Annotated in this window: 22 protein-coding genes; 17 read left to right on the top strand and 5 right to left on the bottom strand. The window is 61.9% G+C overall.

The genetic code is table 11. The features are described 5' to 3' along the window. Positions 1–112 precede the first annotated feature (112 nt). The 4 genes from LRR16_RS06225 (at position 113) to LRR16_RS06240 (ending at position 3,953) form a co-directional block, all read left to right on the top strand. Positions 113–1,090 (top strand): tripartite tricarboxylate transporter substrate binding protein, encoded by a 978-nt coding sequence (locus LRR16_RS06225; RefSeq protein WP_064575289.1) that lies wholly within the window; start codon positions 113–115, stop codon positions 1,088–1,090. A gap of 99 nt (positions 1,091–1,189) precedes the next feature. Then, positions 1,190–1,633: a tripartite tricarboxylate transporter TctB family protein gene (locus LRR16_RS06230; RefSeq protein ID WP_232205194.1), complete on the top strand. Its 444-nt coding sequence runs from the start codon at positions 1,190–1,192 to the stop codon at positions 1,631–1,633. Continuing rightward, the gene (locus LRR16_RS06235; protein WP_006575679.1) at positions 1,630–3,135 is read left to right on the top strand and encodes a tripartite tricarboxylate transporter permease; all 1,506 of its coding nucleotides are present in this window, start codon (positions 1,630–1,632) and stop codon (positions 3,133–3,135) included. The genes LRR16_RS06230 and LRR16_RS06235 overlap by 4 nt, the downstream gene beginning before the upstream one ends. Before the next feature lie 29 nt (positions 3,136–3,164). Continuing rightward, positions 3,165–3,953 (top strand): substrate-binding domain-containing protein, encoded by a 789-nt coding sequence (locus LRR16_RS06240; RefSeq protein WP_232205195.1) that lies wholly within the window; start codon positions 3,165–3,167, stop codon positions 3,951–3,953. Between the two features lie 34 nt (positions 3,954–3,987). Here the strand turns inward: LRR16_RS06240 and LRR16_RS06245 are convergent, their stop codons facing one another. Both LRR16_RS06245 and LRR16_RS06250 read right to left on the bottom strand, forming a co-directional pair. Further along, a complete protein-coding gene (locus LRR16_RS06245; RefSeq protein ID WP_232205196.1) occupies positions 3,988–4,590 on the bottom strand; it encodes a hypothetical protein in 603 nt (200 codons plus the stop codon). Between the two features lie 62 nt (positions 4,591–4,652). Next, on the bottom strand, positions 4,653–4,877 hold the full coding sequence (locus LRR16_RS06250) for a DUF2188 domain-containing protein (RefSeq protein WP_064575299.1): 225 nt from the start codon (positions 4,875–4,877) through the stop codon (positions 4,653–4,655). A 228-nt stretch (positions 4,878–5,105) separates the two neighbouring features. Between LRR16_RS06250 and LRR16_RS06255 the strand changes: the two genes are divergently transcribed. Both LRR16_RS06255 and LRR16_RS06260 read left to right on the top strand, forming a co-directional pair. Then, positions 5,106–5,636 (top strand): carboxymuconolactone decarboxylase family protein, encoded by a 531-nt coding sequence (locus tag LRR16_RS06255; RefSeq protein ID WP_217488891.1) that lies wholly within the window; start codon positions 5,106–5,108, stop codon positions 5,634–5,636. Continuing rightward, positions 5,633–6,151 (top strand): SgcJ/EcaC family oxidoreductase, encoded by a 519-nt coding sequence (locus tag LRR16_RS06260; RefSeq protein ID WP_232205197.1) that lies wholly within the window; start codon positions 5,633–5,635, stop codon positions 6,149–6,151. The genes LRR16_RS06255 and LRR16_RS06260 overlap by 4 nt, the downstream gene beginning before the upstream one ends. Before the next feature lie 82 nt (positions 6,152–6,233). Here LRR16_RS06260 and LRR16_RS06265 read toward each other — a convergent pair whose 3' ends face one another. Together LRR16_RS06265 and LRR16_RS06270 are read right to left on the bottom strand one after the other, a co-directional pair. Next, a complete protein-coding gene (locus tag LRR16_RS06265) occupies positions 6,234–7,724 on the bottom strand; it encodes an acyl-CoA-binding protein (protein WP_232205198.1) in 1,491 nt (496 codons plus the stop codon). Further along, complete coding sequence (locus LRR16_RS06270; protein ID WP_232205199.1) at positions 7,717–9,015, bottom strand: MASE1 domain-containing protein; 1,299 nt, start codon at positions 9,013–9,015, stop codon at positions 7,717–7,719. The genes LRR16_RS06265 and LRR16_RS06270 overlap by 8 nt, the downstream gene beginning before the upstream one ends. 142 nt (positions 9,016–9,157) lie before the next feature. Here LRR16_RS06270 and LRR16_RS06275 point away from each other — a divergent pair, with 142 nt between their 5' ends. The 4 genes from LRR16_RS06275 to LRR16_RS06290 all read left to right on the top strand — a co-directional run bounded on the left by LRR16_RS06275 (position 9,158) and on the right by LRR16_RS06290 (position 13,585). Next, positions 9,158–10,615: an HdeD family acid-resistance protein gene (locus LRR16_RS06275; protein WP_232205200.1), complete on the top strand. Its 1,458-nt coding sequence runs from the start codon at positions 9,158–9,160 to the stop codon at positions 10,613–10,615. 235 nt (positions 10,616–10,850) lie between these two features. Then, positions 10,851–11,384 carry a TetR family transcriptional regulator gene (locus LRR16_RS06280; protein ID WP_232205283.1) on the top strand — a complete coding sequence of 178 codons (534 nt, stop codon included), beginning with the start codon at positions 10,851–10,853 and terminating at the stop codon, positions 11,382–11,384. 55 nt (positions 11,385–11,439) lie between these two features. Continuing rightward, on the top strand, positions 11,440–12,318 hold the full coding sequence (locus LRR16_RS06285) for an NAD(P)-dependent oxidoreductase (RefSeq protein ID WP_232205201.1): 879 nt from the start codon (positions 11,440–11,442) through the stop codon (positions 12,316–12,318). 883 nt (positions 12,319–13,201) lie between these two features. Continuing rightward, positions 13,202–13,585 carry a cupin domain-containing protein gene (locus tag LRR16_RS06290; protein ID WP_174780259.1) on the top strand — a complete coding sequence of 128 codons (384 nt, stop codon included), beginning with the start codon at positions 13,202–13,204 and terminating at the stop codon, positions 13,583–13,585. Positions 13,586–13,904: 319 nt separating this feature from the next. Here the strand turns inward: LRR16_RS06290 and LRR16_RS06295 are convergent, their stop codons facing one another. Then, a complete protein-coding gene (locus tag LRR16_RS06295; RefSeq protein ID WP_232205202.1) occupies positions 13,905–14,834 on the bottom strand; it encodes a LysR family transcriptional regulator in 930 nt (309 codons plus the stop codon). Between the two features lie 143 nt (positions 14,835–14,977). Here LRR16_RS06295 and LRR16_RS06300 point away from each other — a divergent pair, with 143 nt between their 5' ends. The 7 genes from LRR16_RS06300 (at position 14,978) to LRR16_RS06330 (ending at position 24,154) form a co-directional block, all read left to right on the top strand. Continuing rightward, the gene (locus LRR16_RS06300) at positions 14,978–15,910 is read left to right on the top strand and encodes a tripartite tricarboxylate transporter substrate binding protein (protein WP_232205284.1); all 933 of its coding nucleotides are present in this window, start codon (positions 14,978–14,980) and stop codon (positions 15,908–15,910) included. 161 nt (positions 15,911–16,071) lie between these two features. After that, positions 16,072–17,328: a CaiB/BaiF CoA-transferase family protein gene (locus tag LRR16_RS06305; protein WP_232205285.1), complete on the top strand. Its 1,257-nt coding sequence runs from the start codon at positions 16,072–16,074 to the stop codon at positions 17,326–17,328. Next, a complete protein-coding gene (locus LRR16_RS06310; protein ID WP_232205203.1) occupies positions 17,325–18,107 on the top strand; it encodes an enoyl-CoA hydratase-related protein in 783 nt (260 codons plus the stop codon). Before LRR16_RS06305 ends, LRR16_RS06310 begins: the two co-directional genes overlap by 4 nt. Beyond that, entirely contained in the window at positions 18,104–19,906 is a 1,803-nt protein-coding gene (locus LRR16_RS06315) for an acyclic terpene utilization AtuA family protein (protein WP_232205204.1), read from the top strand. The genes LRR16_RS06310 and LRR16_RS06315 overlap by 4 nt, the downstream gene beginning before the upstream one ends. A gap of 286 nt (positions 19,907–20,192) precedes the next feature. Beyond that, positions 20,193–21,335, top strand: a complete 1,143-nt coding sequence (locus tag LRR16_RS06320) for a zinc-binding dehydrogenase (protein ID WP_232205205.1) — start codon at positions 20,193–20,195, stop codon at positions 21,333–21,335. Between the two features lie 91 nt (positions 21,336–21,426). Beyond that, positions 21,427–22,590 carry an acyl-CoA dehydrogenase family protein gene (locus tag LRR16_RS06325; RefSeq protein ID WP_232205206.1) on the top strand — a complete coding sequence of 388 codons (1,164 nt, stop codon included), beginning with the start codon at positions 21,427–21,429 and terminating at the stop codon, positions 22,588–22,590. Between the two features lie 481 nt (positions 22,591–23,071). Beyond that, positions 23,072–24,154, top strand: coding sequence for a porin (locus LRR16_RS06330; RefSeq protein WP_232205207.1), 1,083 nt, complete (start codon positions 23,072–23,074; stop codon positions 24,152–24,154). Positions 24,155–24,425: the final 271 nt, after the last annotated feature.

The raw sequence follows: 24,425 nt of genomic DNA on the forward strand, positions 1-24,425 counted from the left end.
GCAATGACAGGCTTGCGACAGGATCGGGCTCTACGATACGGCCAATCGCGCGGAAGTCAATTCGTGTTCGCGCGCCATAACAACGACCACAACGACCGGACCAGGAGACCCTATGACCGCCATTCCCAAGCTTGTTGCCGCCGTGCTCGCGACCGGTTTGCTGCTATCGACCAGCGCGCAAGCCCAGCCATCGCGACCGGAATGCATTGCGCCCGCCAAGCCGGGAGGCGGATTTGACCTGACCTGCAAGCTCGCACAGAGCGCGTTGCAGGACGCCGGGCAGCTGAAGTCCCCAATGCGCGTCACCTATATGCCGGGCGGCATCGGTGCGGTCGCCTATAACGCCGTGGTGGCGCAGCGGCCGGCCGATGGCCAGGCCATCGTCGCGTTCTCCAGCGGCTCGTTGCTGAATCTTGCGCATGGCAAGTTTGGCAAGTACGGCCCTGACGACGTCAAGTGGCTGGCCGCCATCGGCACGGACTACGGCATGGTCGCGGTCGCGGCCAACTCGCCATACAAGACGTTGAAAGAGTTGATGGCCGCGATGAAGGCCGATCCGCAGAAGGTGGTGTTTGGCGCCGGCGGCTCGGTCGGCAGCCAGGACTGGATGAAGGCGGCACTGGTGGCCAAGCAGGCCGGCGTCGAACATCGCGCGATGCGTTACGTCGCATTCGAAGGCGGCGGAGAGGCCATCACCGCGTTGCTCGGTAACCACGTGCAGGTCGTGCCCGGCGATATCGGCGAAGTCGCCGGCATGCTCGAGGCCGGCAAGATCCGCGTGCTTGCGGTGCTGTCGGACAAGCGGCTGCCGGGCAAGCTGTCGGGCATTCCGACCGCGAAAGAGCAGGGGTTCGATGTGCAATGGCCGATCGTGCGCGGCTTCTATATGGGGCCGAAGGTGCCGGACGCTGAATTCCAATGGTGGAGCACCGCGTTCCGGACCTTGCTGGCTTCCCGCCAATTTGGCGAGGCGATCGACGCGCGTGGCTTGTTCCCGTTCGCCAAGACCGGTCCGGAGCTGGACGCCTATGTCAGGGCCGAGGTGTCCCGTTATCAGACCCTGGCGCGTGAATTTGGCCTGCTGAAGTAGGCCGGCAAGCGGCCTGTGCCGGGCGCATGCCGCCCGGCATTCCTCCTGGCATTCCTCCTGGCGTCGCGTTCGCGGCCCTTCCAATACGCCGAGACATCGATGAATAGTGATCGCGTTTTCGCCATCGCGTGGCTGCTGCTGAGCGCCGCCGCCGCGTGGGTGGCCACCGGCTTTACCGCCGAGTTCAGTTACGAGCCGGTCGGCCCGCGGGCATTTCCGCTGTTGCTGTGCGTGCTGATGGCACTGTGCAGCGTCTGGTTACTGCTCTTCCCAGGACCCAGGGTGGCCTGGCCAGAGCGCCGCGGCGTCATCCGGCTCGCCATCATGGTGCTGACCTTGCTGGCGTATGCGCTGGTGTTCCAGTGGCTTGGCTTCGCCATTGCCACCGCCTTGCTGACGATCGTGCTGGGCCGGCTGTTCGGCGGCGGCTGGCGGGCCTGCGTGGCAACGGGCGCCGTCATGGGCATCAGCCTGTTCTTCCTGTTCGATCGCTGGCTGGAAGTCACGCTGCCGATCGGCTCCCTGATCGAGGGTCTGCTATGAGTGCGTTCGAACATCTGCTGCATGGCTTCGGCATCGCGTCGCAATGGTCGAACCTGCTGGTCGCGGCCATCGGCGCCTTTATCGGAACGCTAGTCGGCATGCTGCCGGGGCTGGGCCCGATCAACGGGGTCGCCATTCTGCTGCCGCTGGCGTATGCGATGAAGCTGCCCCCGGAGACCGCGCTGATTCTTCTCGCGGCGGTTTACATGGGATGCGAGTATGGCGGCCGCATTTCGTCGATCCTGCTGAATGTGCCGGGCGACGCGGGTGCGATCATGACCGCGATCGACGGCTACCCGATGGCGCGCAAGGGGCTGGCCGGCGTGGCGCTGTCCATCTCGGCGTGGAGTTCTTTCGTGGGATCGGTGATTGCCACCATCGGCCTGGTGATATTTGCGCCGGTGCTGGCCGACTGGGCAGTCGCCTTCGGTCCCGCCGAGTACTGCGCCCTGATGGTATTTGCCATCGCGTGCCTGGCCGGCATGGTCGGCGACAAGCCGGTGCGCACGCTGCTGGCGGCATTGATCGGTCTGACTCTGGCCACCGTCGGCGTGGACGCCAATAGCGGCGTGTACCGTTTCACCTTCGACAACGTGCACCTGTCCGACGGCATCCAGTTCATCGTCGTGGTCATCGGCTTCTTCTCGGTCAGTGAGTTGATGTTGATGCTCGAGCAGCATACCGAAACGGGACAGCAACTGGTCAAGAACACCGGCCGCATGATGTTCAACGCCCGTGAAGCCGCGCAGACCTGGTGGTGCACGGTACGTTCGTCGGTCATCGGCTTTTTCGTCGGCGTGCTGCCGGGGGCGGGTGCCACCATTGCCAGCGCGATCACCTATATGACCGAGAAGCGCATCTACGGCGGCAACGGGACGTTCGGTCATGGCGATATTCGCGGCGTGGCAGCACCCGAAGCCGCCAACAACGCCTCGGCGACCGGCTCCTTCGTGCCGATGCTGACGCTTGGCGTGCCGGGCTCCGGTACGACCGCGGTGATGATGGGCGCGCTGACGCTGTACAACATCACGCCCGGCCCGATGCTGTTTACACAGCAGCCGGATATCGTCTGGGGCCTGATTGCGTCGCTGTTTATCGGCAACGTGATGCTGCTGGTGCTGAACATCCCGCTGGTCAATCTGTTTGCGCGGGCACTTTCCACGCCGATGTGGATGCTGGTGCCGGCCATCGCGGCCATCAGCGCCATCGGCGTCTACGCCGTGCATGCGACCACCTTCGATCTGGTGTTGATGACGGTGCTCGGCGTGTTCGGCTACATCCTGCGCAAGATGGATTTCCCGATGTCCGCGCTGATCCTCGGCTTCGTGCTGGGCGAAATGCTGGAACAGAACCTGCGCCGCGCGCTGTCGATTTCGAATGGCGACGTGGCGGTGCTGTGGTCGAGCCCGATTTCGGCGGGCTTGCTGGCGGCGTCGATCACGATGCTGATTGCACCGTTTCTTGTCCGGCGGTTGCGCAGTGTGCGCAGGCAAGCGGCGTAAGGCCTGGAACGTTCCAGAGGAGATTGGCGATGTCCCTGTTGATGGCACCATGGCACCGCGCACTGGCGTTTGCCTTTGCTGTGCTGATCTGGTCCGGCCAGGCGTTGGCGGCCGATATTCATGTCGTGACCTCGGGCGGCTTCACGGCAGCGTACAAGCTGCTGGTGCCCTTGTTCGAACAGGCGACCGGTCATCGCGTGATCAGCGCCTATGGCGCTTCGATGGGCAACGCGGCCGACGCCATCCCCAACCGGCTCGCGCGTGGCGAGCGATTCGATATCGTGATTCTGGCCGATAGCGGCCTTGCAGCGCTGCAGCGCGAAGGGCGGGTCCAACCGGATTCACGGGTTGACCTGGGTCGCTCGCTGATTGGCGCGGTGGTCAGAAAGGGCACCGAGCCGCGGCCCGATGTCAGTACCGTGGAAGGCTTGCGGCAGGCCTTGCTCGATGCCAGGTCGATCGCGTACTCCGCCAGTGCCAGCGGCACCTATCTGTCGACCGAGCTGTTTCAGCGTCTCGGTGTCGCCGAACAGGTCAAAGGCAAGGCGCACCGCATTCTGAGCGAACGTGTGGGCGCCGTCGTGCTGCGAGGCGATGCCGATCTCGGTTTCCAGCAGGTCAGCGAACTGCTGCCGTTCACCCAGCTGGATTTCCTCGGCCCGATCGCGGCCGAAGCACAGCAGCGCGTGTTCTTTTCGGCCGGCCTGACGGCCGACGCGCGTGAACCCGAGGCAGCCCGGCAGCTGATCCAGTTCCTGGCGTCGCCTGCCGCTGCACCCATCGTCCGCATCACGGGGCTGGAGCCCGCAGGCCAGTGACACGGCATGGCCGGCCATTCGCGGCCTGCCGGGGCTATTGGTCGCGTTGCAGGTCGGCGAGCAGCTTCCGGCGTTCGCCCTTCTTCCTGATCTGTTCCGTATCCAGGGTAGCGCCATGCAAGCGCAGCCTGTCTGCCGCGGGCGTCACGACGAATCGACGCCGCGCACCGACCGGAAGATCCTCGGAACCGTAGACGCCGAGGACAACGATCGTCACGGCCTGCACCGCCGCAGCCCCTTCAGGCAGCTCCCGCAGTGCGGGCGCCATCAGATGTTCGAACGAGCCGATGTCCCGGATCGCCGCCGGCTGCAGCGGCCCTTGCCGCGTGCGCTCCAATGGCCGCGAGTAGGCCCGCTGTTCTTCGTCCTGAGTTTCGGTCGCCGGCATGACGATCGTTCTGTCTGGCGTCTCCAGCGCAATGAGGACGCTTTGCACATAAAGCGGGCCCCAGCTCATGTTCGTCACGAAACAGCGCGCGGCAAGGCCGTCCCCCGGGCCGCGCGTGATCAACAGCGTGGCGCGCAGTTGCCGCCGGTAACTGCTGACGAACACCTGCAGATAGATGACCCATACCAGCAAGGTTCCCACGCCCGTGAACGCGGAAATCAACTGGCTGTGGTCGAGAATCCACTGCAAGACATGCTCCGGGGAACGGTTTGGCACGAGAGGGCCCGGGGGGAGGCGTGCCGGGATCTTCGCTACCCCTTGATGTCGCGAGGGTCGTTGCCGAAGCTGTTGCGCTCGCGAATCCGGCCGTCGGCGCCATGGATGAACAACTCGACCTTTGCCTGTTGCGCCGCTTCGGTCGCGGAGGCAATCGCCTCCTGTTGTGTCGCGTAGGTAGGGCCGGTGCCGTCCGTTCCCTCGATCTGCACCGCCCATTTACCGCCGTCGGTCGGCACAACGTGGACATTTCCTGCCATGGTCGCCTCCTGTCAGTGCTTGGCTTGCATTCCGTTGTACGCCGAGCCGCAGAGATGCGGTATCGGGCGCCGTCTGACCGCGCCGGAGGCCAGGCGCAGCGTCCCGACCGATGGGACGGAGACTGCCAAGAGAATCGGGCAAGCATCGCGGACCAATAGGCATTCGCGCCTGCCGGCCGCAGCTGGACAATGACACGGTCAGACAACACCACCGCCGAGGGGCCTGTCATGCCAGATCGCCATCGCTTCGCTTTCCTTTCCCGTCTTCGTTCCGCCGATCCCGCCCTCGTGCTCGCCGCAATCTACGTCAGCGCTACGTTCAGCGTGGCGTACGCCCAAGGGGTCACCGGTAACCAGCCGGCGCAAGGCACGCCGCGCGAGCGCGGCAACGCCACCATGGACAAGCTTTCCGGCGGGGCGGGCCAACCCGTGCTGAACGCGTTGCGCAGGGACTTCCCACCGCTGGCGGACGCCATCGTCGACTACTCCCTTGGCGATGTCTGGTCCCGGCCCGGGCTGGACGACCGCACCCGCCAGCTCGCCGCCATCGCCGCTTTCGCGGCGCAGGGGAACCTGCAGGTCCTGAAGATCCACGCCGGCTACGCGCTGCGCCTGGGCGTGACGCCAGAAGAATTGAAGGAGGTGGTCTACCTGACCACGGTCACCGCCGGCTTTCCGCGGGCTATCGATGCGGCGAACGCGGTGCGCGAGGTGCTGGAGGCTGCTGGGCAGGGAAAGGGCGGGGTGGCTCCGCGTTGAATGGGATCGAGCGATCAGATCCTGATTTTCTGCCGCTTGTTATCATTGAATTTGCCAAGCCAAATGCGACTTTCTGCGATACCAGCGATATGAAACATCCCGAAGAAGCGTTGCAAGCTTTTCAGAATGCCTGGAACCAACACGATATGGAATCCCTTGGAGCCTTGTTCCATGAGGATGCGACGTTCGTGAACCGGTTTGGGCGATACGTTCGCGGCGTCGAGGCGATCATCGAGATGCACGCCCCGATTCACGCAACCATCTACAGTGATTCCACGCTCGAGAACGAATTGATAGACGTGGTGGCAATCGGTACTGATGCGGCGGTCATGCATTTCTGGAGCCGGCTGACAGTCGGAACGGCTCACCCCGCGGGCCCGCATGCTGTCGACACGCTGATCCTCGCCGTGCTGACGCGACAGGCGGGCGAATGGCGAATCAAGGCGCTCGAGAATGTCACCCTGACCAATCCTCGCACGGGTGAGCCCGTTTTAAGAGACGACGCGAAGCATTGAACCGGTAGGCGGTATTCCCGTACCCGCGCAACACGGTGCCGACGTACGACGCGGGAGGTCGCTTGGGGGTAAGGATATACCGCTAAGGCACCGCCGCTTCCTCTCTCGCCCGCAGCTCCTGCACCAGGCTGACGTAGGCCTGCATCGCCGCCTGCGTCGTCATGCCTTTGCGTGCCGCCCAGGCATCGTACTTGGCGCGGCCAACGACATCCATGACGCCCGGGCGCTCGCCTACCACATCGCCAATGCTGCCTTGCTTGTAGAGCGCGTAGAGGGCCAGCAGCGTGTCGTTGTCTGGCGCCTGGCGCAGCGTCTTCGACAGCGCCGCGGCTTCGGCGAACGCCTTTTCCTGCGGGCTCGGCCCTTCGGGAACCGGCTCGCCGCCGAAGAAGTGGTCTTCCAGCGTGACGTCGTCGGGAAACCAGCGTGCCTCGAGCAGCTTGCCGGCGCGCATCGCGAGTGCCAGTACGCCCGGCGAAGCGAGCGCATTGCCGGCCATCAGCGTGGCCGGCAACACCGCCACGCCGGCGTTCAAGCTCGGCATGCCGAAGGCGCCGAAGCGCAATGGCGGCTGACCCATCGCCCAGCCCTTGAGCCGGGCCAGGCCCTTGGCGCCGCGGTAGACGCCTGTCGCGCGGTTCGAGCCCGGTTGCAGCCATGCAAAGTCGGGAATGCCGGAGGCGTAGAGACCGGCGAAGTCCCCAGATTCGAGAAGGCGCCGCACGGATTCGAGCAGCGACAGCACATCGGCGGGCGCCATGGCCGCATCCACTGGTCCCATGCCCAGAGAGGCCGCGGCCGTGACATCGAAGAATTCCAGCACGTTGCGGGCGACGATTTCGCGGTCGTTGTCCACGCAGACCATGTGGTAGCTGTCCTCGAGCACCACCATGCGGGCCAGCCCGGCGCGCTTCCTGCCGCCGATGTGTTCGACCAGGTAAGTCGCCGAACGCAGGCTGGTCAGCTCGTCCTCGCGCGCATGGACGACCAGGGTCGGGCACACGATTCGGTCCAGCGCCGTCATGACGAACGCGCGCAAGCGGTCTACTTCGCGGATGCAAGCGAGCGGTACCCATCCATAGTGGAAGTTCTCGCCGCGCTCGAACTTGGCCTTGACGATGGCGCGCAGCTGCTCGTTCTTGATGCCGTACGGGTCTTCTTCCATGACCTTCATCCGCGCGGGCACACCCGGCAGCCGATAGAGAAGGCTGCGTGCGCCCCGATACCAAGGCGTTGCCCAGCCATCGATATAGACCGGCGGCGCCAGCACCACCAGCTTGCCCTTGGCATGGCGTTCGCGCTTGGCGGTTTCCACCGCCAGCAGCGAGCCCATGCACATCCCCATCAGGTGCAGCACGTCGTGCTGATCGATGATTTCGTGGTACTTGGCCCGTACCGCTTCGAGCCAGTCCTCCGCGCGCACGTCGACCAGGTCCTCCGGCGTCGTGCCGTGACCGGGCAAGGTCAGCGAATGCGTGACAAACCCCGCGTTCTTGAGCCGCTTGTGCATCGAGCCCAGGTCGTACTGCGTGCCGCCCAGCCCGTGTATCAGGAAGACGCCGGGCTCACGCATGGCGTTCCGCGCCGACCGGCGAAACCAGACGCAGCAGGCATGCCACGCGTTCGACCGCGCCATCTGGTCCCCGTACCGGAGCCAGACGCGCCTGCACATGCAGATCGCGGCCGTCAAGCCGGATGTCATACGCATCGGTGCTCATATCGCGATGTCCGGCGGACACAGCTTCCCAGCCGGCCTGCGCCAGCGGCCGGTCCGCATCGTCGACGCGGTCGAGCCAGTCGCGGATATTGCGCAGCTGCGCCGCCTCGGCGCCGAGTACGGCTTCGGCCGATTCTCCCCACCACGCGACGCCGGTGACGGCATCGAACTCGACGCTCGCCACGCCATTGGCCTGCAGCGTCCGTTCGTAGCGCAGCTGCCATTCACGTGCCTTGGCCAGTGCAATTCGTCGCGCCTCGTTGAGCGCGCGGCCGGCCAGAAGCAGCACGGCCCAGACCCAGACATAGGCCTGCACTTCGATCACCGACTCGCCCGGGAAACCTTCGCGGATCGCAAACGGTCCGCCGCCATGCGCGGTCAGCCAGATGATCAGCAGCGCGCCCACCATCGTGGCAACGGCACCGCCGCGCGGGCCCCAGAACATCGAGGCCAGCAGCAGGAACGGCATCGGCAGGTAAGTAAGCGTCGCCGCGACGTCGCCAAAGCGCTGATGCACGCTGCTGTCGAAGACGATCAGGGTCGTCAGCAGGAACAACGCGAACATGGCCGCGCCGGCGCCGAACTGCTTCATTGGCATGCCGCCGGAGCGCTTGACCGCAAATCCCTTGAAGCCGACGATCACGGGTGCGACGAGCAGGATGCCGACGATCGTGGAAAACGCCCAGGCGCGCCATTCGCGGGATAGGTCGATCGCGCGCTCCGGTTGCAGCCAGCGCCAGAACTCCACGGCCAGCGTCGCGCCCACCACACTGGTGACGATGGCGCCTGCCACGAGCAGTGCCGCCGCGGTCAGCGGCCGTGCGGCCTGCTGGCGATGCGAGGCGATCCAGGCGCCGATCGCAATGCTGGCTGCCTCGATCAACGCGAATGCAAGCGCGGCGCCGAAGGGCAGGGCGTGTCCGGCCACGCCCCAGATCGCCGCGGCAACCACGGTGCCGGCCAGCACCGCCGCCCGCATGCCGGGCGGACTCACCAGCCAGGCGCCGAAGCTGACGCCGCAGGCCAGCCACACGGCGACCGCTTGCGTATCGCTGGCGGCCATGGCGCGCGACAGCACGCCGACGGCCAGATAAACAACGGCGATCAGGATCGCCACGACGATGAAGCGGGTGCCTGCAGACTGCATCGGTATCCCCCATCGATCCGAATTCCTGCCGGAGCGAACCGCCCGCGCGGCCGCCATGCGTCGATGACGATAGTAGTACAAGGTCGCGCGGGCGCAACATTGTGACTAGAATCCGCGTGGAAGACATCGCCCTGGGGAAACGATGATCCGGCTCGCGTTGATCCTGTTGGGATTCGACTATCTGCGCCAACGGGCACGCGGAATGTTCTGGCTTGGCATCGCCTTTTTACTGGCCGGCATCGTGTTGTTCATCGATGGACTGGACGGCGCGGTCTATTTTCCGCTCGAACTCTTTGCGGTGCTGCTGATGGCTGGCGGCATCGGTACGCTGGTCGTCGCGTTCGTCGGCGCGGGCGGCATGCGGACCATGCGCGTGTTCAAGGGACTCTCGCTGATGCTCGCGGCATCGCTGATCCTGGCTGGACACCATCACGGCCACTTCTGGCTGTCGATGATCTTCGGCACGCTGTTCCTGCTCGATGGCTTGCTGCAATGCATATCGGCGAGCGTGGTCCGGTTCCCGCGCTGGCGCCTCGCCGTTGGTATGGGCGCGCTGGAAATCCTGATTGCGATGTTTTTCTTCCAGCCTTATCCGACGGACTATCGGGGCACGGTGCCTTACGCGTTGTCGCTGTGGATGTTGTTCGGCGGCTGGGGCATGGTCATGCTGGCCTACCGCGCGATGCGGGTTCCCGAGACGACAACGATCGAAAGCCTGATGCACGGTCCGCGACGGCGGCGCGGCGGGGCAGAGAAGGGCGGCGCCGCGGACGCCGGTTCTCCGCCGTTTCGTACTGGCACGGCGCAAGAGCCCGTGCACAAGGTCACGAAGACGCTGCTGTTTCCGCAGCCCGAACCATCCACGACGCTCCCCGCCAAGGATGGCCGGGCTCTGACGGTCCATGTCTGGACGCCGTCGGGGTCGGTACAGCGTCCGCTACGGCGCCGTCCGCTGGTCGACCGCTATATCGCCGCGGTCGACGCCAACGGCGCGATCTGGACCGGCCATGCCGCGCTGGAATCGCCGGAAGGCATCTACATCAGCTTCGACCCGGCCACGCCATTGAACCGTACGCCCGACAGCGTCGCGCAAGCACTGCGCGCGTCCAGCGACAACGATGTGGAGGGGCACTTCGAACCTGACTATCGAACGGAGTCGGCCCGCCGGGGCGATTCCACCGCGCGCGTGCACCTGCGCAACTACGATCCGGCGCGGCTCGAGCGATTCCGGGATGCCTGGTGCTCGGATACGACCTACAACCTGACGTATCGCAATTGCGCGGTCAGCGTGGCGCGCGGGCTGGAGGCAGCAGTGGAGGGCGCGCTGATGCGCCGGCGTGGCAATCGGCACAGCTGGGGCCTGCTGCTGACGACGATGCTGACGCCGGAACTTTGGCTTGCTGCGCAGATCCGCAAACGCGCGAAGACGATGGCATGGACGCCGGGCCTGGTGCGCGACTACGCGCGTGCGCTGAGCCTGCTGGTCGATCCCCATACGGGACCGCAAGTCCGGCGTGCATGGCGGCTCGGCATCCCGGCATTGAGGCGGCTCCAGCGTCAGCGCCGGCGATGGCAGGAGGAGGACGAGCGGGGCTGGTGATTCGTTCGCGGGTCCAGCTCGGGAGCGGAGGGCGCGGGGCGATCCTGGCACAGGAGGCACCGCAGTCTTGGCGATTAACGCTGGCGAGTTACCCGTGCTATATTAGAAAACGATCGATTCCAAAATAAACGATATCCTGAGCATGGCCTCCCAACCGCAAGCCCCCTCCGGCCCCCGCTCCCGCAGCCCAGGCCGACCGCGTGAATTCAACGTCGATCAGGCGCTCGACCGGGCCGTGCGGGTATTCAGCGAACGCGGCTACCACGGTGCCTCGATCTCCGATCTGACGCAGGCCATGCATCTGGCACAGGGCAGTCTCTACAAGGCGTTCAAGGACAAACAGCAGCTTTTCCTGGCGGCGTTTGACCGGTATCGCGCGCAGCGGATGGAGAAGCTGCGCCATGCCATTGGCGAGGGCGGTACTGGACTGGAACGGCTGCGCAAGACGCTGGCCTTTTATGCCGAATCCTCTCAGGGGGCGATGGGCCGGCAAGGATGCCTTGTCGTCGGCAGCACGGCGGCGCTGTCGGCGTTCGAGAAACCACTGGCCGACCACGTCTGCACGGCGCTGGCACGCAACGAAGCATTCCTCGCCGATCTGATCCGTCAGGGCCAAGACGATGGATCCATTGCTGCCCACGTCAATGTCGAGGCCACCGCGCGGATGCTGTTGTGCCTGACGCAAGGCATGCGCGTGGTCGGCAAAACCCGCCGCAGCCGCGAAGACATGCATGCGGTGGTAGAGGCCGCGCTCAGGGCGCTGGCCTGATTTTTTTTGTCTATTTAGGAAATGATCGATTCCATTTGAGCAAGGAGAATCCCATATGAAAGTCGCATTTCTCGGCCTCGGCACGATGGGCCTGCCGATGGCAGTCAATCTGGTCAGGGCAGGCCACGCGGTGCGGGGCTGGAACCGCTCGCCAGCACCGATGACGAAGTTGGCGGAGTTCGGCGCGCAAAGCGCTGCCACACCGCGGGAAGCCGCCGCCGATGCCGATGTCGTGATCTCGATGCTGGCCGACGACGCTGCCACACGCGCCGCCGTGCTCGAGGCGGGAACGCTGGCCGCCCTCAAGCCCGATGCAATCCACGTCAACATGGCCACGGTATCGGTCGCCCTGGCCGCCGAACTGGCAGCGCTGCACCAGCAGCAGGGCGTTGCTTACGTCGCCGCGCCGGTGCTTGGCCGCGTGAATGTCGCCGAAGCGGGCGAGCTCAATATCCTGGCTGCCGGCGCTGCCGCGACGGTAGCGGCAGTGCAACCGCTGTTCGACGTGCTGGGCCAAAAGACCTGGTACCTGGGCGAGCGGCCCGAGCAGGCCAATGCCGCCAAGCTCGCGGTGAACTTCATGATCGGCAGCGCGATCGGCACCATGGGCGAGGCGGTCGCGCTGGCGCAAGGACATGGCGTGGACAAGGCCGAGTTTCTTGAACTGGTCACATCAACAGTATTTGCCGCACCGGTCTACAAGGGCTACGGAAAGGCGATCGCCGAGGAGCGCTTCGAGCCGGCCGGGTTCAAGCTGGCACTTGGCCTCAAGGACATACGTCTTGCGCTGGCGGCAGCGGAGGAGGTCAACGTACCGCTGCCGTTGGCAAGCGCATTGCGCGACGCCCACATCGAAAGCCTCGCGCACGATGAAGGCCATCTGGACTGGGCGGCGTTGTCGCGGACGTCGGCACGTCGGGCAGGGCAGAGGTAGGACGATGTCAACGGAACGTTTGCACGCCGAGGCCTGGCTGAGCGAGAGGGCAGAACCCTACGCTTGTACGAACCTACCCTGTGTCGTCGCTGGAAATCGCATGGCCTTGGTCGCGCAAGGCCCTCGTCCAGCGCTTGATGCGGGCACGAGGGTCGCCCTCGGGCAGCATACTCGTTCGTTATTTCGGCCGCAGCCCGATGATGTGCTCGAGGTCTTCCCGATTCATGCCGGGGCTCCGAGCACAACGCCCGTCTTCAATGCTCGAACCTGGGCCAGTACCTGGTCCCGCACGGCGTCTGGTAACACCGTGGGCAGAGGAGAGGCTTGACGGAGCTCCTGGGCACGCCGGGTCCGGCCAAGCGCTTTGCGCCAGGATCGCTTGGCAAGGATCGATTCCCACTCTGACCACAGTGAATCGGACCGGTAGTCCCCCTTTGCGCGCCATCCTGTGCCCGGAACAATAGGGCAGGATTGGCCTCGATCAGTCGAACTGCCTCTCTGTGGAGCGCCAAACTCTGCAGGTCCTGCACCTCATGGCGGCCAGGATCTGTTCTGACCCGTACCTCGAGCTGTGGTGCAGCACGCCTGGAGGACGCCGCAACAGAATCCACCGGCGCCGGCTGGAACGTACGTGACGGCCGAGGTCAACAAGAGTGCTCAATCAGGAAGGCATGCACATGCTCAAAGGAAAATATCGCCATATAACCGCAGACTTACGTAGAGACCTATTTGTGAGTGCTGCCTTTTCTGTTTAGTCGCAGCCCGGGGTATTGCCTGTCGATTCACTTTCGTTATCGAATCGTTCCGACTTTGCTATTTCCTGATCCACGAGGTCTCTGTTAGCCTCTTTGCTGTTACAAGAGCGAGAAAGGCGGTGAAGCAAATGGAAACTAAACGTGCTCGTGGCTGTGTTATACGGCCTTCGCAGTTATCGGTCTACAGTCCGGCCAACCATCATGGTACCAAGAACATTAGACTAATTGGGGCCGATACGGGCGCGCGTCACTTGGAAATGTTGCTGGGCGAAATTACGGCCGGAGGAAGTGCCTTGCCGCATGCCCACCCGGGTCTGGAGCAAGCCGCTTACATACTGGAAGGATCTGGAGTTGCCACAATTGACGGTACGGAACATGAGGTGTCCAGTGGCGATGTACTGTTCTTTCCCGAGGGTGTTTTCCATTCCGTCAAGGTTACCAGCGGCGTGCTTAGGCTGCTGGTGATTTACTCCCCTCCCTATGGCGAGGATCCTGCCAAGGTGCTCAGGTAAGTGAAATGGCCGGACAATCGTGGAGGCTGCCGGGTTAAGTTGGGCGCGGTCCGGCAACAGGATTTTTTAGCTCCCGATAGTAGTTTGCCTCCGGTTTTTTGCGAGGCGAAACATAGCCGAGCGGTTCCGTCAGTAGAGTGGTGATCGAACCCGGCCGCCACCCTGCTGGCTGGCTCGAGGGATTCACGCGTGGTTTCGGCAGTGCGTAGATGAATCAGCTCAGCCTAGTGGATGGCGTTAATCGCTTCGGTAAGGGTGGTGTCATTGCTACCGCCTCGCACCGCATGGCTGCTGCGCTGCACAGCTCTCGCTCCAAACTTTAATCCCCAACAACATGGGACAGCGCATTTTGCTCAACATATGAGCAAAAGCGCTCCACGGCGGTCGACATACTGCGCCCCGCTAGGCTCAAAATACCAATGCGACGTTGCATGACTGGATCGTTTAAAGAACGCGCTGCCAAGCCCGCCTGTCCCAGATGGGTGAAGGTACTTCGAGGCAGAGCCGTCAAACCTAAACCCGAGGCAACGAGCCCTCCGATGAACTGCAAGTCCATGCTCGCAACTTCCAACACCGGGCGGATCGTAACTCCGGCTTCTATAAATGCGGCATCCGTTGCTGCGCGGGTACTGGTGCCGGGTGTAACAGCGATGAATGGGCGGCTAGCGAAGACCCGCCAGCTCAATGCCCGGTCGCGCGTCTTGTGATCGTTCAATGCGTCGTCTCGAGGACACACCAGCACGAAATGGTCATCGTACAGGTGGCGATAGTTGAATCGACCGTCCGGCGGAGGTTGCACGCCCAGCCCGACATCGATTTCGCGGCGCTCCAGCAGAGCTAGGATTTGATCCGCTGTATCTACCCTCAGGGTGAATCCAACTCCCGGATAGTCGGTGCAGTAGCGCTTGACGGAATCCAGGAGAAGGTATTGGGCAATGGACGGCAGGGCAGAAACCCGTACCCGTCCCCGCTTACCTTCCATGAACTGGTACAGCTCTCCCGTGGATTCATTGAACTCATCCAACACCCGAGTGGCAATGGGAATCAACTCCTCGCCCTCCGGCGTAAGTGTCACGCTGCGAGTGTCGCGGTCGAAGATCCGCGTTCCGAGGCTTTCTTCCGCAAGGCGTACGATCCGGCTGAGTGCTGGTTGAGAAACGTGTAGGTGTTCCGCCGCCGCTGTGAAGTTGCCATGCTTCGCAATGGCCAGGATGGCCTCCAGCTGCTTTAGGGTGAGACTCGTCCGCATCTATACCACCTTGTTATCGATTCCATCTGATTATTCTACTTCTTCTCTTGCTCGGGTTTCCGCACAATACCTGGAACCGCAGCACAAGCGGGACATTGGAGACAAAGGTGAAGGAATCATTCTTGCGGCGCCTTGCCTGCGCCATGGCGGCGGTACTGGTCACATCCGCCCCAGCTTTGGCTGACAACTATCCCAGCAAACCGATCACACTTGTGGTTCCGTTTGCCGCCGGCTCTGGTACCGATCAAGTGGCCCGCGCGATGGCTACCTCAATGCAAACTGCCTGGCCGGGAACGCCGGTAGTCGTCGATAACAGACCTGGTGCAAACGGCTTCATCGCCGCACTGGCCGTAGCCAAGGCAGCACCTGACGGCTACACGTTGTTTGTGACGACGAACACTACCCAGTCGGCCAACCCACACCTGTTCAAGAAGCTGCCCTATGACCCGGTCGCCGATTTCGCTCCCATAGCGGCGCTGGCACGCGGTTCTACTGTGCTGGTGGTGCCCCCGTCGAGTCCCTACAAGACGGTGGCGGAGCTAATAGAAGCAGGAAAGAAGCACGAATTGAGCTATGCCGCCGCCAATTCGTCCGGCCGTGTGAGTGCAGAGATGCTCAGTCAGATGACGGGAGCGAAGGTTCTGTACGTGCCTTATAAGAGCAGCCCCCAAGCTATGACCGACCTCATGGGTGGACAGGTCGACTTTATGTTTGCCGATGCTCCGACTGCCACGCCCATGGTAAGGGCCGGAAAACTCAGGGCCATTGGCTATGCCGGCGCCACGCGTTCTGAGGCCTTACCCAGTGTGCCGACGCTTATGGAATCGGGCATTAAAGGCTATGAACTCTACTACTGGGTCGCGGTGTACGCACCGCAAGGTACGGCACGAGATGTAATCCAGCGGTTGAATGAAGTGTTCGTTGCCGGTGCTAAGACCCCGGCGATCGGCACCGTCTTCAGCAACGCTGGACTGGCACCCTACACGACCACTTCACAAGGGTTGGCGAATCTCCAGCTTCGGGAAACCGAAAAATGGGGGAAGGTGATTCGAGCTGCCGGAATCCAGCCGGAATGACACCTGACTTTTTTCCGTGAGTACGTAAGACGTCGCCCTCGACAGGGCACCCTTGCCAAATCCTGGATTCAGGACTGACGGACGCATTGATGCGTGCAGTCCCCCGGACTTTTCCGCAAGCGGCATCCCAACCCAATGAGCGAAGGAATATCAGTTTCATTATGACCTGTATTTTGAGCAACGTTTCGGGCCCGCTCCAAGGCGTGCGGGTGCTGGATTTGACCACCGTGTTCATGGGGCCTTCCGCAACCCAGATGCTGGGGGACCTGGGCGCGGATGTCATCAAAATCGAAGCACCCCAAGGCGATTCCACACGCGGCATCGGGCCGTCTGGCGAAATCGGGTTGGGCCCCATCTTTCTCGGTCTGAACCGCAACAAGCGCAGCCTGGCGCTGGATTTGAAGACACCTGAGGCTATTCGAGCGCTGCTGCGGTTGGTCAAAGAGGCGGATGTATTTGTCACGAATGTGCGACCCGCGGCCATGGGGCGATTGGGCTTGGGCTATGACCGCCTCATGGCGATCAATCCGCGCTTGATCTATGTCAGTCTAGTTGGCTTTTCTCAGCGCGGGCCCTATGCCGCGAAGGCAGCGTATGACGACCTGATCCAGGCTGCCACTGGCTTGGCCGCGGCCGTGGGAGAGGTTCAAGGAGGCGTCCCGCGCTATGTGCCCAGCACCGTTGTAGATCGCTCCGTGGGGCTGTACGCCTTTGGAGTGATCACCACGGCCCTATACGCACGCGAGCGCACCGGGCAGGGTCAGTTCATTGAAGTCCCGATGTTCGAAACCATGGTGCCCTTTCTGCTCGGCGATCACCTTTATGGAAGAACCTTTGTGCCCGCTAAGGGCGAATGTGGCTACCCGCGCGTGATGACTCCGAACCGGCGTCCCTTCAAGACCCTGGATGGCTATGTGTGCTGCATCATCTATACCGACAGGCAATGGGACATATTCCTGCATGCCGTAGGGAAGGGCGACTGGCTAAAGACTGACGCGCGCTTCAGGGATATTCGCTCGCGCACAGAATCCATTGATGCGCTCTACCAGTTGATCTCCGACGAGCTCGAGCGGCGCACTACTGCGGAGGTGTTTGAGCTGCTGCCCGTCAATGAGATTCCCATCTTCCCCATGCACACCTTCGACACGCTACTGGAGGACGAGCATCTGAGGGCCACCGGCTTCTTCAGGAAGACCATGCACCCAGTGGTAGGTCAAATTGTGGAGACCGCTGTCCCCAGCGAATGGTCTGGTACCCCGCCGGCCAACCACCGGCCAGTGCCAATGCTGGGCGAGCACACAACCGAGGTGCTGCGAGAAGCCGGGTTTAACGACGAAGAAATCGCGGATTTCATAGCCAAGGGCGCTGCTCGCGTAGCTTGTGCTACGTCGAACCTCGGATCGGAGCAAGCGGCATGAATGCGGAAAAAACAACCGTTGAGCTTCACAGTCGTAAGGAAGACGGTGTGCTGTGGCTGACCATAGACCGCCAAGAGCGGCGCAACGCCATGAGCCCAAACGTCATTGCTGGGCTGACCGAAGCGATGGAGCGCGCCCGCACCGATCGCGAACTGCGCGCAATCGTGGTCAGCGGGGCGGGGGACAAAGCATTCTGCGCTGGGGCAGATCTACAGACTGGCACATCGTTCAAGTTCGACTACTCCGAACCGCAGCACGCTTTCGCCAATCTGCTGCGTACAGCGAAGGCTGCGCGTGTGCCCCTGATTGCACGTGTCAACGGTGCATGTATGGCTGGTGGCATGGGCCTGCTAGCGATGTGTGACTTGGCGATCGCCGCACCACATGCTCGCTTTGGTCTGCCAGAAGTGAAAATCGGTGTGTTTCCAGCCCAGGTATTAAGCGTGCTGCAAGGCTTGCTAGGCCGGCGCGCGCTAACCCAGATGTGCATCACCGGCGAGTCCGTGGATGCGCCCACCGCGCTGGCTTACGGCCTGGTCAACGAGGTCAGTACGGACTTGGATGGCGCCGTGCAAGCACTGTTGGCTCGGATTTTGGATAAATCACCGGCCGCAGTCCGTCGCGGCTTATATGTCATGAAGCATGTCGAACACATGACCTTTGAACAGTCCGTGGCGTTCACTGAAGGACAGATAAGCCTCTTCGCGCTGTCCGAAGATGCCGCCGAAGGTCAGCTGGCATTTCGCGAAAGGCGGCAACCGCAATGGAGCGGCCGATGAGTCAGGACAGAGTGATACGAATTGGGGGCGCTTCGGGATTTTGGGGTGATTCCAGCGTGGGTGCGCCGCAGTTGGTGGCTAGGGGCCATGTTGACTACCTGGTGTTCGACTATCTGGCTGAACTTACCATGTCCATCATGGCGTCCGCCCGGCTTAAAAAGCCCGAACTTGGCTATGCCACGGACTTTGTCACGGTGGCAATGAAGAGCGTTCTCCATGATGTCGTAGACAAGGGCATACGCGTCGTCAGCAACGCCGGCGGCGTGAATCCGCAGGGCTGTGCCGATGCCTTGCGGGCCCTGGCGGCCGAGCAAAATGTTTCTATCAAGATCGCCTTGGTAACGGGTGACGATGTTATGCCGCAGCTGGCGCAGTTGCGAGAAGCTGAGCCCCCGGTGACCGAACTGCAAAGTGGGGCGCCGCTGCCGTCCAAGGTGCTGACAGCAAATGCGTATCTGGGTGCCGGGAGCATCAAGGCGGCGCTAGACGCGGGGGCGGACATCGTTATCACCGGCCGCTGCGTGGACTCAGCTGTCACCCTGGGAATTCTCATGCACGAGTTCGGCTGGTCGGCCACCGACTGGGACAAGTTGGCCTGTGGCAGCTTGGCGGGTCATATCCTGGAGTGTGGGTGCCAGGCTACAGGCGGACTGCACACCGACTGGGACAGCGTGCCAGATTGGGCGCATATCGGTTATCCCATCGTCGAATGTAAGTCCGATGGCAGTTTTGTCGTCACCAAGCCAGAACGCACAGGGGGGCTCGTCGCACCGCAGGTGGTGGCTGAACAGATGCTCTACGAGATCGGTGATCCGGCGGCTTACCTGTTGCCCGACGTGATTTGCGACTTTACCCAGGTGCAGATGACTCGCGACGGCCCGCAGCGTGTGCTGGTGCAAGGCGCCCGTGGGCGCGCACCGACCCACAACTACAAGGTCTGCGCCACCTATATGGACGGCTTCAAGACCTCCGCGCAAATGACCATTGTGGGCTTTGACGCTGTGGCCAAAGCGCGCCGCACCGGCGAAGCGATTTTTGAACGTGTCGGTGAGATGCTCGCGGTTCAGGGGCTCGAACCTTTCAGCCGCATCCATGTTGAAGTGCTGGGCGCCGAGAGTTGCTTTGGCCCAGATACGCAGGCCTTTGGCACTCGCGAAGTCATCTTGCGTCTGTCAGCCTGCCATACGGACAAGGCGGCGCTCGAACTACTATCGCGCGAGATTGCGCCAGCAGGCACATCCTGGGCCCCCGGCACGACGGGATTTTCGGGGCGTGCGTCAGTGTCGCCCATGATTCGGCAATACGCTTTCCTCCTGGATAAGGCATGCGTGGAGCCGCATGTCGATTTGGACGGTGTTCCGCTCCACGTCCCCCCCGCATCGCAGACTGCTAGCGACATCGCTCCCGCGTCTGAGGACCTCAATATTGGACTCGAGTCAGAGGAACTGTCCCTGCCGTCAATCACTGTGCCACTGATCCGTCTAGCTTGGGCTCGCTCTGGCGACAAAGGCAATACTTCCAACATTGGTGTCATCGCCCGCCAACCGAAGTGGCTGCCGCTTTTGCGCGCCCAATTGACTGCCGAGAGCGTGGGCCGTTACCTGGGGCACCTGGTCGAGGGTCCCGTGACGCGCTATGAAGTGCCGGGGATCGACGCCTTCAACTTTGTGTGCGAGCGGGCATTGGACGGTGGAGGAATGGCCTCGCTGCGGAACGATGCGCTGGGCAAGGGAATGGCGCAGATTCTGCTGGCCATGTCAGTACAAGTCCCCCAAGCCTGGTTTCCGTCAGAGGCGTAGCCGCGCAGGTAGCCGTCAGAACACTGTTGTGGTGCAGCCAGGCGGAAACTGACCGCGGACAGATCCACCGCACTGGATAGACACGTCTACACATTGCCGAGCAAGACCCCATGCGGCACGCCGAGCGAGTCCCTATGGGATGGCAATAGTTGCAAGCTGCGGTCGCTACAAGGCAGTGATCGAGGTGAGGCGTCAGGTTAGTGAGTCGTCTGATCGCTATATCGCAAAATACCAGGAGCGCTGAGGTATGTACCTGATCGGCGCGACATTGAAACCAGAGTAAACCATGAATAAAGCATTGCCCGCAGGCATCCGCGCGCTGGTGTCTCACTTTTCGGAGACCCGCGAAGAAGCGCTTGCTACCGGCGTCGAATTGGTTGAGCAGCCAGCGCCGGATTTCGCCTCGTTATCGGAAACGGAGGTCCTCGTGGAAGTCGAAAGCGCTTGTGTCGCATATGTCGACCTCCTGATGCTCACCGGCCAGTATCACCATCGTCCACCACTGCCTTACACGCCAGGTCTTGAGTATGCCGGTGTCGTGCGCGGCGTGGGATCTGCAGTTCCGCCCTCTGTGCTAAAGCCGGGGGACCTGGTAATGAGTGACTACATGCACACAGGCCCACGGAGCGCGGGCGCGCATCAAGCTTGGGGCGGTTGGGCTCAATACGCTGTTGCTCCCCACAATGCGCTGATCCGCCGGCCGAACAACTTGTCCGCGGACGCGGCCTGCAATCTGCTGCTTAACGTTGAGACCGCATACTTTGCGTTGGTAAACCGCGCCAATCTGGTTCAAGGCGAAACCGTGCTTGTTACGGGGGCAACAGGAGCGGCGGGTCTCGCCACAATTCAGGTGGCAAAGCTCCTTGGTGCTCGACAGGTGATAGCCGTTGGCCGCGGGGTAGAACGGCTGCAAGCCGCAGTGAAGCAAGGTGCCGATGATGTTATTGACCTGCTCACGGTCGGGCACGAAAACAAGACTGCATTGCGCGATGCGGTCAAAGGGCTTACCGGCGGACGCGGCGTCGATGTTGTGATCGACGGCGTGGGTGGGGAGTGGCTAGTGGACTCGCTACGGACGCTGTCGTTTGGCGGTCGCATGGTGATCGTTGGTTGGGCCGCGAACACTGGCGTGGCCGCCGGTGGCGGTCGCGGCGGGTCACTTCAGCCTGACGTGCTGCCGACCAATCTCGTGCAGCTGAAAGGGCTCACGGTGATGGGATCGCCAATGGTCATTACTGGACAACGCGACCCTGGTGCGCGCGAGACCCGGCGGGCCGTCATTATCGACTGGATGCAAAAAGGCAAGCTGACGCCAGTCGTTAGTAGCGCCTTTCCTCTCACGTCATTAGAGCAGGCGATGCGAGCGCGGCTTGCCGGGGGCATCATCGGCGGCTGTGTCGTTCGACCGGTCGACCCTATCGCCATCTGAGTCTAGCCATCAAGCGTATCGACCGGCCAGCCGCTGAAATGACTGCCGAACAGTTCACCATGCGACTAATCGTTCAAAACGGATAATTTCAATGTTCAATCTGACAACAGAGCAGCGCGCCATCCGCGACGGCGTCGCTGCCGTCTGCCAACGGTTCGGCGATGAGTACTGGGCCGAGTGTGACAGGGAAGGGCTATTTCCACACGATTTCCACCGCGCCATGGCGCAGGACGGCTGGTTGGGCGTGACCATGCCTGAAGAGTTCGGCGGTGCTGGGCTGGGAGTTACCGAGGCGGCAATTGTGATGCACACCGTCGCCTCTTCAGGTGGTGGTATGACCGCCGCTTCATCCATCCATATCAACATGTTTGGTCCGCATCCACTAGTCGTTCACGGATCCGCTGAGCAGAAGTCGCAGTGGTTGCCGCGTTTGGTGCGAGGAGAAGACCAAGTGTGCTTCGGTGTGACCGAGCCGGACGCGGGCTTGAATACGACCAACATCAAGACGTTTGCGCGGAAGGTCGATGGCGGTTACCGCGTCAGCGGCCGAAAGATGTGGACCTCCACAGGTCAGGTCGCCAATAAGATCCTGCTGCTAACGCGCACTGCGCCCAAATCCGAAGGGGAGAAGCCCACCGACGGCATTACACTTTTCTACACGGAGCTGGACCGAAACAAAGTCGAAGTGCGGCGGATCGCAAAGCATGGTCGCAACGCAGTCGACTCCAACGCAGTGTTTATCGACGACCTGTTTGTTCCCGACGAGCACAGAATTGGGGAGGAGGGAAAGGGTTTTACGTACCTGCTCGACGGTATCAATCCGGAGCGGATCCTAGTCGGTGTCGAGGCCATCGGCATCGGCGAGGATGCACTGCAGCGTGCTGTCCGCTATGCACAGGAACGTATCGTATTCGATCGGCCGATCGGACAGAACCAAGGGATTCAGCATCCTCTGGCCGAATGTTGGCTCAACCTCCAGGCGGCGCTGATGATGGCTGATCGTGCGGCCCATCTTTACGACACTGGTCAACCGTGCGGTGCCGAAGCCAATGGAACCAAGCTGCTCGGTGCACGCGCCGGTTATCAAGCGTGCCTTCAGGCTGTCATGACCCACGGCGGTATGGGCTATGCCAAGGAGTACACGGTGGAGCGACTCTTGCGCGAAGTCATGATTGCGCGACTTGCACCGGTGTCCGAACAGATGATCCTGTGCTTTATCGCAGAGAAAGTTCTTCACCTTCCCAGGTCCTACTGAAGAGTGCATGTAGATATCACCGCAACAGAGTGGGCAACGCCTCGACAATGGCATTGCCGTTGAGGCCCTCCCTCCCAGGCAGATGACCGTCATGGTTTTGGGCCGTCGACTACATGCAAAAGTACGCCGCATTGAGGGACAGATGCGCCGTGAGGCCCGGCAGCCAAGAACGTCATAGCGTCGGGGCGGCCACTGGACACAGGATCCGTACAAGCGCCAGATTCGGCGCTGATATCCGCCGCTCGAATGCGCGTCAATGGCGCGGTCGGCTCGCCATGCGTGGCCAATCAAGAATGCTCTCAAGTCGTGCCCCCCGGGAATGAGATTTGATCCGATGCCATGCCGTTGAGAGCAATCTGAAGCTATTTCTCTCGGCTCATCAAATGCGGGATGCAGCAAAAAATAAAATTGTTCATGGAGGAGACTTATGCTATTGGGAAGGCAGAATTGGTTCGTCAGGTGTGTACCAGCAGCGGCATCGATGTTCTGGTTCAATTATGCAGATGCGCAGACAAGCATCGCGATTTATGGTATCGCCGACGCAAACGTCGAGTACGCGACAAACATGTCCAGTGTTGTGCCGAACGCCGCCAATGGTTTTAGAACTGGACCAGGCCACAGTGTTGCGCGGGCGAACTCCGGTGGGCAGTCTGGCTCTCGCTGGGGCTTGCGTGGCGTAGAGAATCTCGGTAACGGCTTACGGGCTCTGATCGTTCTGGAAGGCGGGTTCGGGATAGATACGGGTAGTATGCAGCAGGGCGGCCGGCTGTTTGGACGCCAGGCCTATGTCGGCATGGCGGCCGAAAAGATGGGCAGTATCACGTTCGGCCGACAATACACCGCAATCTTCGATTCGTTCGCAAACTTCTCACCGCAGGGGTACGCTGCCCAGTATGATCCGCTCTGGCTGCAACTCGGCTTAAATGCGCGTTCGGATAACACCATGAAATACGTGGGGAAATTCAGTGGCTTCACGGCAGCTGCGCATTGGTCGTTGGGAAATGGCGTCGCGGGAAATGGTGAAATACCTGGACAGTTCCGACGTGATAAAGGCTATGGCGCAGCGGTTCGCTATACCTCGGGCTTGTTCGGTGTCGCGCTTGTTTACGACCAATATAATCCCACCCTCAATGCGACCACGGGAGCCACAGGCTCGAACAGGAAGGCCGGTGCCGCTGCCAGCTATGTAGTCGGTCCCGCGAAGATAATGGGCGGTTATCGGTGGGGAAAGAACGAGGGCGCGGCAAGCCAGACGATTTCGCGGGACGACTACTATTGGGTTGGAGTCAACTATCAAATATCACCGATCACCCTGACGCTAGCGTACTACTACGATGACTGGAAAAACTTCAATGGGGCCAATCCGAAGAATCCATGGCAAATTTCCTTTGCCGCGAACTACGTATTCTCAAAGCGTACTGATTTGTATCTGACGACTGCGTTCGCCAGGAATGCTGGTCTTGCGCTCGACACGCAGCTGATCAACAACGTGAACGGATACTACCTTGGTAGCGATAAGACAAGCATGGTCGGCGTCGCGCTCGGTATTCGCCATAGGTTCTGACCGTGCAGTCATAGTGAGCCGGCCACCGAGCGCGAAAGTTCCCCGGTGGTTGACTTTACGGTTCGCCGGACGGTTCGGAGGTGTGGAAGCGAGCGCCATAGCGAAGTACAAAGGACGTTTATGCGTAGCAGTACAAACTCTGGGGAAAAGCTCGTCTCCGGGCTGTCGAGATTGCATCGTGAAGTCCGGCGAGTGACGCGGGGGGTGGCAGCACAGGCAGCGAAGATCTCCAAAGGGAATCACCGAGACTTCCTCGCTTGTGTGACCGCGC

Origin of the sequence: Cupriavidus sp. UGS-1 (assembly GCF_021213615.1) — a bacterium.
Lineage (GTDB): Bacteria > Pseudomonadota > Gammaproteobacteria > Burkholderiales > Burkholderiaceae > Cupriavidus.